The 12,794-nt window shown below is 71.9% G+C and carries 10 protein-coding genes; 5 read left to right on the forward strand and 5 right to left on the reverse strand.

All coding sequences use genetic code 11. The features are described 5' to 3' along the window. Window positions 1–39 precede the first annotated feature (39 nt). Complete coding sequence (gene dnaE / locus ACWCQS_RS10420) at window positions 40–3,579, forward strand: DNA polymerase III subunit alpha (protein WP_451004049.1); 3,540 nt, start codon at window positions 40–42, stop codon at window positions 3,577–3,579. A gap of 82 nt (window positions 3,580–3,661) precedes the next feature. On the opposite strand, the gene ACWCQS_RS10425 is transcribed toward dnaE, so the two are convergent. Then, entirely contained in the window at window positions 3,662–3,838 is a 177-nt protein-coding gene (locus ACWCQS_RS10425) for a hypothetical protein (protein ID WP_451004050.1), read from the reverse strand. Window positions 3,839–4,063: 225 nt separating this feature from the next. Here ACWCQS_RS10425 and ACWCQS_RS10430 point away from each other — a divergent pair, with 225 nt between their 5' ends. From ACWCQS_RS10430 to ACWCQS_RS10445, 4 genes are all read left to right on the forward strand, one after another. Next, the gene (locus tag ACWCQS_RS10430; RefSeq protein ID WP_451004051.1) at window positions 4,064–5,278 is read left to right on the forward strand and encodes an NYN domain-containing protein; all 1,215 of its coding nucleotides are present in this window, start codon (window positions 4,064–4,066) and stop codon (window positions 5,276–5,278) included. An 81-nt stretch (window positions 5,279–5,359) separates the two neighbouring features. Continuing rightward, entirely contained in the window at window positions 5,360–6,373 is a 1,014-nt protein-coding gene (locus ACWCQS_RS10435) for an ABC transporter ATP-binding protein (RefSeq protein ID WP_451004052.1), read from the forward strand. 76 nt (window positions 6,374–6,449) lie between these two features. Continuing rightward, window positions 6,450–7,271: an ABC transporter permease gene (locus ACWCQS_RS10440; protein ID WP_451004053.1), complete on the forward strand. Its 822-nt coding sequence runs from the start codon at window positions 6,450–6,452 to the stop codon at window positions 7,269–7,271. A 34-nt stretch (window positions 7,272–7,305) separates the two neighbouring features. Beyond that, the gene (locus ACWCQS_RS10445; RefSeq protein ID WP_451004054.1) at window positions 7,306–7,956 is read left to right on the forward strand and encodes an AAA family ATPase; all 651 of its coding nucleotides are present in this window, start codon (window positions 7,306–7,308) and stop codon (window positions 7,954–7,956) included. 87 nt (window positions 7,957–8,043) lie between these two features. Here the strand turns inward: ACWCQS_RS10445 and ybaK are convergent, their stop codons facing one another. The 4 genes from ybaK to ACWCQS_RS10465 all read right to left on the reverse strand — a co-directional run bounded on the left by ybaK (window position 8,044) and on the right by ACWCQS_RS10465 (window position 12,697). Beyond that, a complete protein-coding gene (ybaK, locus tag ACWCQS_RS10450; RefSeq protein WP_451004055.1) occupies window positions 8,044–8,550 on the reverse strand; it encodes a Cys-tRNA(Pro) deacylase in 507 nt (168 codons plus the stop codon). Between the two features lie 51 nt (window positions 8,551–8,601). Continuing rightward, window positions 8,602–9,342, reverse strand: coding sequence for an LON peptidase substrate-binding domain-containing protein (locus tag ACWCQS_RS10455; RefSeq protein ID WP_451004056.1), 741 nt, complete (start codon window positions 9,340–9,342; stop codon window positions 8,602–8,604). An 11-nt stretch (window positions 9,343–9,353) separates the two neighbouring features. Then, window positions 9,354–10,415 (reverse strand): hypothetical protein, encoded by a 1,062-nt coding sequence (locus ACWCQS_RS10460; protein WP_451004057.1) that lies wholly within the window; start codon window positions 10,413–10,415, stop codon window positions 9,354–9,356. Window positions 10,416–11,119: 704 nt separating this feature from the next. Next, window positions 11,120–12,697, reverse strand: a complete 1,578-nt coding sequence (locus tag ACWCQS_RS10465) for an oxidoreductase (protein WP_451004058.1) — start codon at window positions 12,695–12,697, stop codon at window positions 11,120–11,122. Window positions 12,698–12,794 lie beyond the last annotated feature (97 nt).

Genomic DNA, 12,794 nt, shown 5'->3' on the forward strand with positions numbered 1-12,794 from the left:
GCCCGCCCGCCACCCCGTGTTTCCGTTGGAGGCCATACCGTGTCAAAGCCGCCCTTCACGCACCTGCACGTCCACACCCAGTACTCGCTGCTGGACGGTGCCGCGCGGCTCAAGGACATGTTCAACGCCTGCAACGAGATGGGCATGACGCACATCGCCATGTCCGACCACGGCAACCTCCACGGGGCGTACGACTTCTTCCACTCCGCGAAGAAGGCCGGAGTCACCCCGATCATCGGGATCGAGGCATATGTCGCCCCCGAGTCCCGGCGCAACAAACGCAAGATCCTCTGGGGCCAGCCGCACCAGAAGCGGGACGACGTCTCCGGTTCCGGCGGTTACACCCACAAGACGATGTGGGCCGTGAACAAGACCGGTCTGCACAACCTCTTCCGCCTCTCCTCCGACGCCTACGCCGAGGGCTGGCTGCAGAAGTGGCCCCGGATGGACAAGGAGACCATCGCCCAGTGGTCCGAGGGCATCGTCGCCTCCACCGGCTGCCCCTCCGGCGAGGTGCAGACCCGGCTGCGCCTCGGCCACTTCGACGAGGCCCTGAAGGCCGCCGCCGACTACCAGGACATCTTCGGCAAGGACCGGTACTTCCTGGAGCTGATGGACCACGGCATCGAGATCGAGCGCCGGGTCCGCGACGGCCTGCTGGAGATCGGCAAGAAGCTCGGCATCCCCCCGCTGGTCACCAACGACTCGCACTACACCTACGCGCACGAGGCGGGCGCCCACGACGCCCTGCTGTGCATCCAGACCGGCAAGAACCTCTCCGACCCGGACCGCTTCAAGTTCGACGGCACCGGCTACTACCTGAAGTCCACGGACGAGATGTACGCCATCGACTCCTCGGACGCGTGGCAGGAAGGCTGCGCCAACACGCTCCTCGTCGCCGAGATGGTCGACACGGACGGCATGTTCGAGAAGCGCGACCTCATGCCCAAGTTCGACATCCCGGAGGGCTACACCGAGGTCACCTGGTTCAAGGAGGAGGTCCGCCGCGGCATGGAGCGCCGCTACCCGGGCGGCGTCCCCGAGGACCGCCAGAAGCAGGCCGACTACGAGATGGACGTCATCATCTCGATGGGCTTCCCCGGCTACTTCCTCGTGGTCGCCGACTTCATCATGTGGGCCAAGAACAACGGCATCGCCGTCGGCCCCGGCCGAGGCTCCGCGGCCGGTTCGATCGTGGCCTACGCCATGGGCATCACCGACCTCGACCCGATCCCGCACGGCCTGATCTTCGAGCGGTTCCTCAACCCCGAGCGCATCTCGATGCCCGATGTCGACATCGACTTCGACGAGCGCCGGCGCGTCGAGGTGATCCGGTACGTGACCGAGAAGTACGGCGCCGACAAGGTCGCCATGATCGGCACCTACGGCACCATCAAGGCCAAGAACGCGATCAAGGACTCCGCGCGCGTGCTGGGCTACCCGTACGCGATGGGCGACCGCATCACCAAGGCCATGCCCGCCGACGTCCTCGGCAAGGGCATCCCGCTGTCCGGCATCACCGACCCAAGCCACCCCCGCTACAGCGAGGCGGGCGAGGTCCGCGGGATGTACGAGAACGAGCCGGACGTGAAGAAGGTCATCGACACCGCGCGCGGTGTGGAGGGCCTGGTCCGGCAGATGGGTGTGCACGCCGCCGGCGTGATCATGTCCAGCGAGACCATCACCGAGCACGTCCCGGTGTGGGTCAGGCACACCGACGGCGTGACCATCACCCAGTGGGACTACCCGAGCTGTGAGTCGCTCGGCCTGCTGAAGATGGACTTCCTGGGCCTGCGCAACCTCACGATCATGGACGACGCGGTCAAGATGGTGAAGGCCAACAAGGGCCTCGACATCGACCTGCTGTCCCTGCCGCTCGACGACCCCACGACCTTCGACCTGCTCCAGCGCGGCGACACCCTCGGCGTCTTCCAGTTCGACGGCGGCCCCATGCGGTCCCTGCTGCGGCTGATGAAGCCCGACAACTTCGAAGACATCTCCGCCGTGTCGGCCCTGTACCGCCCGGGCCCGATGGGCATGAACTCCCACACCAACTACGCCCTGCGCAAGAACGGGCAGCAGGAGATCACGCCGATCCACCCCGAGCTGGAGGCGCCGCTCAAGGAGGTCCTGGACGTCACCTACGGCCTGATCGTCTACCAGGAGCAGGTGCAGAAGGCCGCCCAGATCATCGCCGGTTACTCGCTCGGCGAGGCCGACATCCTCCGCCGAGTGATGGGTAAGAAGAAGCCCGAGGAACTGGCGAAGAACTTCACCATCTTCCAGGCCGGCGCCCGCAAGAACGGCTACAGCGACGAGGCCATCCAGGCGCTCTGGGACGTGCTGGTCCCCTTCGCCGGCTACGCCTTCAACAAGGCGCACTCCGCCGCGTACGGCCTGGTCTCCTACTGGACCGCCTACCTCAAGGCGAACCACCCCGCCGAGTACATGGCCGCGCTCCTGACCTCCGTCAAGGACGACAAGGACAAGTCGGCGGTCTACCTCAACGAGTGCCGCCGCATGGGCATCCGGGTGCTCCCGCCGAACGTCAACGAGTCCGAGGCCAACTTCGCCGCCCAGGGCGACGACGTGATCCTCTTCGGCCTCTCCGCCGTCCGCAACGTCGGCACCAACGTGGTCGAGTCGATCATCAAGTGCCGCAAGGCGAAGGGGAAGTACGCCTCCTTCCCCGACTACCTCGACAAGGTCGAGGCGGTGGTCTGCAACAAGCGCACCACGGAATCGCTCATCAAGGCCGGCGCCTTCGACACCATGGGGCACACCCGCAAGGGCCTCATGGCGCAGTACGAGCCGATGATCGACAACGTGGTCGCGGTCAAACGCAAGGAGGCCGAGGGGCAGTTCGACCTCTTCGGCGGCATGGGCGAGGACACCAGCAGCGAGCCCGGCTTCGGACTCGACGTGGAGTTCTCCACCGACGAGTGGGACAAGACCTATCTGCTCGCCCAGGAGCGGGAGATGCTCGGTCTGTACGTCTCCGACCACCCGCTCTTCGGCCTGGAGCACGTCCTCGCCGACAAGGCCGACGCGGGCATCGCCCAGCTCACCGGCGGCGAGCACGCCGACGGCGCGGTCGTCACCATCGGCGGCATCATCTCCGGCCTGCAGCGCAAGATGACCAAGCAGGGCAACGCCTGGGCGATCGCCACCGTCGAGGACCTCGCCGGCTCCATCGAGTGCATGTTCTTCCCGGCGACCTACCAACTGGTGTCCACCCAACTCGTCGAGGACGCCGTGGTGTTCGTCAAGGGACGCCTCGACAAGCGCGAGGACGTGCCCCGGCTCGTCGCCATGGAGCTGATGGTCCCGGACCTGTCCAACGCGGGCACCAACGCGCCGGTGATCCTCACCATCCCGGCCGTGAAGGTCACTCCGCCCATGGTCAGCCGCCTCGGCGAGATCCTCAGCCACCACAAGGGCGACAGCGAGGTCCGTATCAAGCTCCAGGGCCCGCGCAAGACCACCGTGCTGCGCCTGGACCGGCACCGGGTCAAGCCCGACCCCGCGCTCTTCGGCGACTTGAAGGTGCTGCTCGGCCCGTCCTGCCTGGCCGGCTGACGCCGCACCCGACGCCGGCACGCACGAAGGGGCGCACCCGTCAAGGTGCGCCCCTCCTGCGTGCCTGGGCTTCAACTGCCCTTTAGTTGTGGCCGAAGCTCTTTCGCTTCTTGCCTGCAACATCCGCGGGACTGCCCTGGATGTGCGACACCGGTGACTCGTGAGCCTCCGTCTGCCGCTGCGCGTGCTCGTTGCTCTGCTCGGCGTGCGACGCGCGGTTCTGCGGGCCGGCCTGCTTGCGGTTCTTGTTCTTGGCCATGGTGATCTGCCTCCTGTGGGGGATCTAGGGGCCAGGGCCGGGACCAGATTCACATACGCTGACATCAAGCGCATGTCGGATAATTACCGTGTGTGACAGGGCAGGTGGGCGAGCGGGATCCGGAAACGCCACGCCGAAGATCGAGTTCGGGCCGTTAACCCCCGCGCCGTCGGGCAGACTCGAAGGAAGCCCGAAGCAAAACCTCCCGGGAAGAGGGTGAGTCGCGTGGACCGCTGCATCGTCCTGGTGGACGCCGGGTACCTGCTGGGAGCCGCCGCCAGCCTCCTCGCCGGTGAGCCCTCGCGGTCCCGGATCACCGTCGACCACACCGCGCTGATCCAGGCCTTGCGGGTGCGCGCGGAGTCCGACACCGAGCGTCCCCTGCTGCGCATCTACTGGTTCGACGGCGCCCCCGACCGTGTCCCCCAACCGGAGCATCGCCGGCTGCGCGTGATGCCCCGGGTGACCGTCCGGCTCGGCGCCCTCACCCGCAGCGACGGGCGCTGGGCGCAGAAGGGCGTGGACGCGGCCATGCACGCCGAGCTGACCGAGCTGGCCCGCAACCGCGCCTGCTCCGACATCGTCCTCGTCACGGGTGACGGCGATCTGCTGCCCGGCATGATGGCCGCCAAGGAGCACGGCGTCGCCGTCCACCTGTGGGCCGTACAGGCCGCCGACGGCGACTACAACCAGTCCGAGGACCTGGTCGCCGAGGCCGACGAGCGGCGTGTGCTGGACCGCGCCTGGATCACCCAGGCCGTCCGCGCCAAGGAACTGACCGGCGTCTGCGCCCCGCCGCCCGCGCCCCGGCCCGAGATCGCCGCCATCCTGTCCGCGCCGCTGCCCGAGTCCGCGCTCGCCGCGGCGGCCGAGCGGCCGGCCGAACAGGGCGCGCCCCAGCCGGCCGTGGCGGTGACGGAGAACGGCACCCAGGAGCGGGCCACCGCCCACAAGGGCGTCCCCACCCCGAAGGACCTCGCCGCGCTGCGCGCCCCCGGCACCCCGTCCGCCCAGCACCCCGCGACCGCGACCCTGCGCTGGTCCTCCGACAAGGGCTGGGTGGACCGGCCGGGCGCGGTCGAGCCGCCCGAGGTCGCCGCAATGCCGACGCTCGCCCAGCTCACCACGGCCGAGCAGCGGTGGGCCGACCGTGAGGAGGACATCACCACCGTCGGCGGCGACCCCTACGAGGTGGGACAGGTCTTCGCCCGCCGCTGGATGTCCCGGCTCGGCGACCAGGGCCAGCTGCAGAAGCTCTCGCAGCTGTATCCGCGCATCCCCCACCGCATCGACGGCGAGCTGCTGCGGTACGCCGCGCGGTTCGGGTTGCTCGCCCACAAGGACGACCAGATCGACGAGCACGACCGTTACGCCATTCGGGCGGGGTTCTGGCGGGAGATCGACGTTCCGGCGGCGGCGGAGAGCGCGACGGGGGAATGACGGCGGGGATTTCTTACCGGTCGCGTACGGAACCGGCCCCAAAGGCGAGTAAAGCGGTCCGACCCCGTACTCTCGTCCCTTGTGAGTACGCGCGCGGCACAGGCACCTCGGTATGACGAGGTCGTACGCGTGCGCGGGCTCGGCAAGACCTATCCGGCCGTGAAGGGCCGTCGGGGTGCGCCCGGCACCCCCGAGGTGCGGGCCACCGACGGGGTCGACCTGGACGTGCGGCGCGGCGAGGTGTTCGGGCTGCTCGGGCCGAACGGCGCCGGCAAGTCCACGCTCGTACGGCAGCTCACCGGGCTGCTCCGGCCGGACACCGGCAGCATCGAGATCCTCGGGCACGACATCGTCCGGCACCCCGAGCGGGCCGCGCGCCTCCTCGCCTACCTGGGGCAGGAGTCCTCCGCGCTGGACGAGCTGACCGTCTCCCTCGCCGCCGAGACCACCGGACGCCTGCGCGGGCTGGAGGTGACGCGGGCCCGGGCCGAGCGCGACGCCGTCCTGGAGGAGCTGGGGCTCACGCCGATCGCCGGGCGGGCGCTGAAGAAGCTGTCCGGCGGGCAGCGGCGGCTCGCCTGCCTCGCCGCCGCCCTCGTCGGCGAGCGCCCGCTGCTCGTGCTGGACGAGCCGACCACCGGCATGGACCCGGTGGCCCGGCGCGCGGTCTGGGCGGCCGTGGACCGGCGGCGCGCCGAGCGCGGTACGACCGTGCTGCTGGTCACCCACAACGTCATCGAGGCCGAGACCGTGCTGGACCGGGTCGCCGTCATCGACCAGGGCCGGGTGATCGCCTGTGACACCCCGGCCGGGCTGAAGGAACGGGTCGCCGGAGAGGTGCGGGTCGAGCTGGTGTGGCGGGACCGGGCGCCGCTCCAGGTGCCCGAGGTCGCCGCGCTGCGCGAGCGCGCCGTGGAGTCCGGCCGGCGCTGGACGCTGCGGCTCGCGCCCGAGGAGGCCCGGGCCGCCGTCGCCACCGTGACCGGTGGGGCCGCCTTCGCCGCCCTGGACGACTTCACGCTCGCCACGCCCAGCCTGGAGGACGTCTACCTGGCGCTCGGCGGCGAGGCCCGGAAGGGGTTGGTGAAGGCGTGAGCGCGGCGGACGTGCGGTGCGTATGGGTCTGTACGCCGGTCCACGCGATTGCGGTACGGAAGAGGGGCAGCTCGACGTGAGTGTCGTACCCGCGGAGGTTCTGCCGGGCGGTGCCCCGGCCGTGCCGGAGACGGCACGGGGCGCGGCCGAACTCGGGCCGGCCGCGCGGCTGTGGCCGTCGCTCGCGGCCGTCTACCGGGCGCAGCTGTCCCGGGCCCGGGTGGCCCGGATTCCGCTGCTGTTCGTGGCGACCTTCCAGTCCGTCGGCATCACCGTGATGATGCGGGGCGTCGTCGACAGCGGCAGTGAGGCCCAGTCCGTGGTGGCGGGGTCGTCGGTGCTGGTCGTCGCCTATGTGGCGCTGAATCTGCTGGCGCAGTACTTCGGGCAGTTGCGGGCGAGCGGCGGGCTCGACCACTACGCCACCCTGCCGGTGCCGCCCGCGGCCGTGGTGCTGGGCGCGGCGGCGGCGTACGCCTCCTTCACCGTGCCGGGGACGCTGGTGACGGCCGTCTTCGGGTGCGTCCTGTTCGGGCTGCCGCTGGGCAATCTGTGGATTCTCCTGGCCGTGATCCCGCTCGCCGGGGCCGCGCTGTCCGGGCTCGGCGCCGCCTGCGGGCTGCTCGCGCCGCGGCCCGAGCTGGCCACGCTGCTCGGGCAGCTGGGCATGTCGGCGGCGCTGCTGCTGGGTGTGCTGCCGGCCGACCGGATGCCGGAGGTCGTACGGCTGGCGCGGGACCTGCTGCCGTCGACGTACGGCGTGGAGGCGTACGCCCGCACCTTCGGGGCCCATCCGGACTGGGCCGTCGTGCTGATCGACCTGGGGGTGTGCGCCGGTGTCGGAGTCGTCTCGCTGGCCGTGGCGGCCTGGGCGTACCGCAGGGCCGCCGTCCGGTGACGCGGCGCACAGCGCGACCTGGCACGATGTCAGGGTGACCGCACCGTTGACTCCGCCTACGCCGCCGCACAACCAGTCCCCGGACGATGTCTGGCAGGCGCCGCCGCCTGCCGGGATGTCCGAGGGCGTGTACGAACAGGACGGCCCCGGGATGAAGACCGAACTGCGGGATGCCGCCGTGATCACTGTGGCGGTGGCACTGGGCGGGGTGTTGCTGGGGCTGCTGTGGTGGTGGCTGGCGCCGCATGTGCCGCTGGTCGGCGATGTGGTCGACGACAGCTGGGTCGTCTACCTCAAGGACAGCGAGGGCGAGCAGGCGGCGGGCGTGGACGGCACCTTCACCCTGCTGGGGCTGGGCTTCGGGCTCGTCAGCGCGGTGGTGGTCTTCCTGCTGCGGCGGCGCGGGGGTGTGCCGGTCGTGGTGGCGCTCGGGCTGGGCGCGCTGCTCGGGTCGGTGCTGGCGTGGCGGTTGGGGGTGTGGCTCGGGCCCATGTCCGACGTGCTCGCGCATGCCAAGGCGGTGGGGAAGGGGGTCACCTTCTCGGCGCCGCTGAAGCTGAACGCCAAGGGGGCGCTGCTGGCCTGGCCGCTGGGCGCGTTGCTGGTCCACCTGGGCCTCACGGCACTGTTCGGCCCCCGCGACCCCGAGTTCGGCCCCGGGGACCCCGAGACACCGACCCCGTGACCACGGGGGCTCCGCCCTCCTGGACCACCCGCTTCCCACCCACCCGAATCGGTCGGCCCCCGGCAGACGGCGGAAGTCCGCCCTCCGTCAGCCCCGCCCGATAGGTGCCAGCACCGCGTTCGTCAGTTCGGTCAGGGCCGCTGGGGACAGTTCCACCTCGAGGCCCCGGCGGCCTGCTGAGATGCAGATCGTTTCGTGGGCCCCGGCGGAGTCGTCCAGGACCGTCGGGAGTTTCTTGCGCTGGCCCAGGGGTGAGATGCCGCCGCGGACATAGCCCGTGGTGCGCTCGGCCAGGGTCGGGTCGGCCATCGTGGCTCGTTTGCCGCCCACCGCCGCCGCGAGGGCCTTCAGGTCCAGGGAGCCGGACACCGGGACCACCGCAACGGTCAGGGCGCCGTCGACGTCCGCCACCAGGGTCTTGAAGACGCGGTCGGGGGAGACGCCCATCGCCTCCGCCGCCTCCTCGCCGTAGGAGGGGTGGGAGGGGTCGTGGTCGTAGGAGTGGACCGTGAAGTCCACGCCGGCCGAGGACAGGGCGACCGTCGCGGGGGTGCCGCCGGACTGCTGCTGTTGCTTCTTCGACTTCTTCGCCATCCGTCCTGCTCCGCGGTTCTTCCTCGTCTCGGGCTCGTCCCGCCGTCGCCGTCAGTTCAAGCTCGTCGGCGCCCGTGTCAGCTCGAAGGCGGGCAGAGACGGAAGACTACGGATGATGGCGGTCTCGGCGCGAAGGAGTTTCAGCTCGTCGCGCAGGCGGGACGCGGTGTCGGGGGCCTGGAGCAGCCGCTGTTTCGTCGGCGTGTCGTGCACCATCGCCGCCGCCACCAGGTATGACACCACCGAAGGGTCGTCCGGGAGCTCCGCGCCGGTCGACAGCGAGCGCTCCCGCGCGCCCGCCAGCCGCTTCTGGTACTGGCGGAAGGAGCGCAGCACCCCCTCGGCCAGCGCGCCCGCCTCGTCGCCCGGCTCCTCCGGCAGCTCCTCCAGCTCCGCCGTCAGGAACGGGCCCGACGCGTCGACGGAGAGCAGCCGCACCCGGGTCGTGCCCGTCGCCAGCACCTCGAACGTGCCGTCGGACCGCTCCCGGACGGTCGCCGCGTCCGCCACACACCCCACCCCGTGGAAGGACTTCAGAGGGTCCGGGCCGAAGCCGGCGGCCGGCCCGCGGTCGGGCTGCGCCGTGGGGTCCGGCATGCCGGGGGCGCTCGGCGCCACCTCGTAGCCGTCGCGGATGGCCACGACGGCGAACCGGCGCGGCTCGTCCTCCGGTGTCTTGAGCAGCTCGCGCATCATGGCGCGATAGCGCTCCTCGAAGACGTTCAGCGGCAGCACGAGCCCCGGGAACAGCACCGTGTTCAGCGGGAAGAGCGGGAGACGGACGGTGGTCACGACGCACCAGCCTAGTGGTCACCGGCGGGCGCGTGTCCGCCGCGCTCGTCGAGGGTGGCTTCAGGCGCGCTCATCAGGGCCATGAGGCCGGCGGGGGCGGGCCGGGATCCCGCCGTCAGCAGGTGCTCGCGCAGCCGCAGGAAGTGGCCGAGCGGGTCCTCGGAGAACCGTTCCCAGGGGAAGGACGTGGCGTACGGGCCGATCCGGCTGAGCTCGGCGCGCGCGTCCTCCCAGCGGTGCAGGCGCAGCAGGACGTACAACAGCTTGTTGCGGACCTGTGCGGCCCACGGGTCGGCCGTGGGGAAGCGGGCGGAGAGCGTGAGCGCCCGGTCGGCAGCGGCATTCAGCCGGGGGCGCGGGATCTCGGGGCCGCTGCCGTCGATCAGGTAGCCGAAGGCGGCCCGGGCCGGCAGGGCCTGGACGAGCGAGTCGGCCGGGGCGTCCTGCGCGGCCAGCTCGGCGAAGTCGAAGCAGGCGCCGTGGGAACCGCGCCGGAAGCTGGCCAGGTAGCGCAGGGCGGCCACATGGCAGCCGTAGTGGTGTGGGGCGCGGCGGACGGCCGCCTCCCACAACTCCTCGAAGTACCGGTGACCGGCCCGCGAGCCGCGGGCGTGGTCGAGCGCGATCCGCCAGGGCACCGGGTCGCGGTCGTCGGCGCGGGCGGCGGCGGTGATCAGCGGGCTCACCTCGCGCAGCAGCTCGGCGCGGGCCGGCGAGGGCCAGGCGCGGTCCACGGCCAGCTGTGCCTCGACCAGCAGGGCGTCGGGCTTCGCCGGGGCGGCCGCCCGCCAGGACTCGAACCACTCGGGACGCGAACGGGCGAAGGCGGCCAGATGCCGGACGTACCGGTCGTGGTTCTCCCACTCGCCGCCGGTGCGGGTGGTCGCGAGCAGTGCGGCCGCGGCCTGGTACTCGCCCCGGCCGGCCGCGACCAGAGCGGGCGAGAGGCGGTCGTCGGGTGCGTCGAGTACGACCTCGTCCCCGGTCGGCGGTCGGCCGGCCGGGCGCGCGGAGCGTTTGGTCATCCGGGTGGGGCGGATGAACGAGGGGAGCAGAACCATGGTGCCGACCATTGAAAGACCGCAGGTCGGCCGCGCGCCAGAGGCTTCGGGCAAGTCATGGAAAGTTGTATGGCGGACGGTCAAGGACCAGTAAAGGTGATTCTTCAACCTTTGAGACGTGTGTGGCTTTCGCACCCCTAAGAGGACTGGCGTGCCGCCATCGCACGCCCCAGGGCGGCCGTCGCCTGTGCCGCCCCGCGCTCCTCGGGCGCCCGTCCGTCGCGCGCCCGGCGGCCGGCGTTCGCCCCCCAGTGGCCCGCCTCAGCGCTGCCCGCGCAACCCGGTTGCTCGCCTCCGCGCCGCCCGCGCTCTCCGGGTGGCCGTACTCTGCGTCGCGCGCCCGGTGGCCGGCGTTCGCGGCCCCCGGCGGCCCGCCTCAGCGCTGCCCGCGCAGCCCGGGTGGCGCGCCTTCGTCTGGCCTGCGCTCCGGGCGACGTCTTCTGCGGCGCCCGTGCTTCTTGGGCGGTCGGCGTCTGCGCAGTTCGTGTATTCCCGGGTGGCGCGCCCGGCCCGCGCCCCGGCGACTTCTTCTGCGGCGCCCGCGCCTCTTGGGCGGCTGGCGTCTGCGCCGCGCCCCACACCCCGGCCCGCGCCTCCGCGCTCGGCCCCCGGCGGCCGTCCGCCCCGCCCGCACCGCCGCCAAGTACCCCGCCCCGCCACCGCCCCGCGCCCCCTCGCAGCCGTCCGTACCGCCAAGCGCCGCCCCGCCCCGGTGCTCAGCTTCGCCGGAGCAGTCGGGTCGCGCCCGCTGCCACCGTCGTCGCCAGGATCCAGCCGAGGAGGATCATCACGGCCGCCAGCCACTGCCAGCCGCCGCGCAGTTGCCACTGGCCGACCTGGCCCAGGTCGATCACCGGCAGCAGCAGGTCCAGGGTGAACAGGGCCGGGCTCCAGTACGGGTGCGCGTCGTGGCTCGTCGGCGGATGGTCCGCGTGGGCGAACGCCAGCGTGCCCGCCGCCCACAGCACCGCCATCCACACCGCGGCCCGGCCGGGGCGGTAGCCGTAGGCGACGGTCCAGTCCTGGACGTACCCCCAGAACTTCCCGGCCAGCGGCAGCGTCTCGCGGCGCCGGCGCTGTTTGGCGAGCAGCACCTCGCGCGCGTCCTCGTCCTCCCCGGCCGCCCGCAGCACCGCCGCCAGCCGCTCGTACGGCTCCGGGGCGTACTCCGCGGTGGCCGCCGCCACCCAGTCCAGCCGGCCGGCCAGCGGGAACGGGCCGCGCGGGACGAGGTTCTCGTACACGAAGCCGCCCATGTGCAGATTGCCGGGGCCCGGCCAGCTCGCCGCGCGGTCCACCAGGCTGACGATCCGCGCACCGGACAGCACCACCTTGCCGCGCTGCGGCCCGTCCCCGAGGAAGCGCAGCTCCGACGCGTGCACCCGGCGCAGCGACAGCTCCTGGTCGTCGGTGAGGGTGAGCCGGGCCCGTTCGAAGTCGACGGCGTCCCCGAACCGCCCGTCGTCCAGCCGTATCCCGCCCCGGCAGTCGAAGCGCTGGATCCGCGTCCCGCGCGCCGGTGTCGTGCCGCTCAGCAGCGGGCTGCCGACGCCGGCCGGGGTCAGGTACAGGGTGCGCTCGACGGTCAGCTGGGGGGCGTTCAGGGCGTAGCGGGAGTACGGGTTGTCCAGGTTCGCGCCGCGCAGGCTGAGCGAGACGCCCACCTTGGCGCCGCGCAGCCGCAGCTCTCCGTGCGACTGCAGCATCTCCGCCTGGAGGTCCTGGCCGACGGTCATGCCGTCCGCCGAGATCGACCGCCCGCTGCGGTCGCGGTACACCACCGCCTCGTTGAGCATCAGATCGGTGCCGATGTGCGCGTCCGTCAGCCGGGCCCCGTTCTGGAACCGGCAGCGCGCCAGATGCAGATCGCCCTCGGTGTGCACCCGGGCCGCCTCCAGCCGGGGCACCGCGCAGTCCACCATGCGCAACGTCGTGAACCGGGCCTCCGGCAGCAGGACCTCCTCGTCGAAGCGGCAGCCGCGCAGCTCGACGTACGGCCGTACCGCGCCGCCCGAGAGGTCCAGCGTGCCGGTGATCCGCACGCTGGTCAGCTTCAGCGAGGACACCCGGCCCGCGAGCGCCGGCGGGCCGTCCAGCAGCAGCCACGCCACGATCCGCGCCCGCACCGTGCGCTCCGGACCCCAGGGGTGTCCGCCGTGCGGATCGTCCACCACGGTGTCCCCGCAGCTCAGGTCGTACACACTGCCGTTGCGGAAGGCCTGCCACATGCCCGCCTCGGCCGCGGTCAGCTCGTCCGGCAGGTCCCCGGCGACGACGCCGGTCCCCTCGGTCACCTTCGTCCTCTCCTGGTCCAGTGCTCGCGTACAGCCGTTCATGCCCGCTGAGTGACGCCCGGAACACTAGACGTGAAGGCGATCTTCCAAGTTCCGC

The sequence above is a fragment of the Streptomyces sp. NPDC002076 genome (assembly GCF_053593835.1).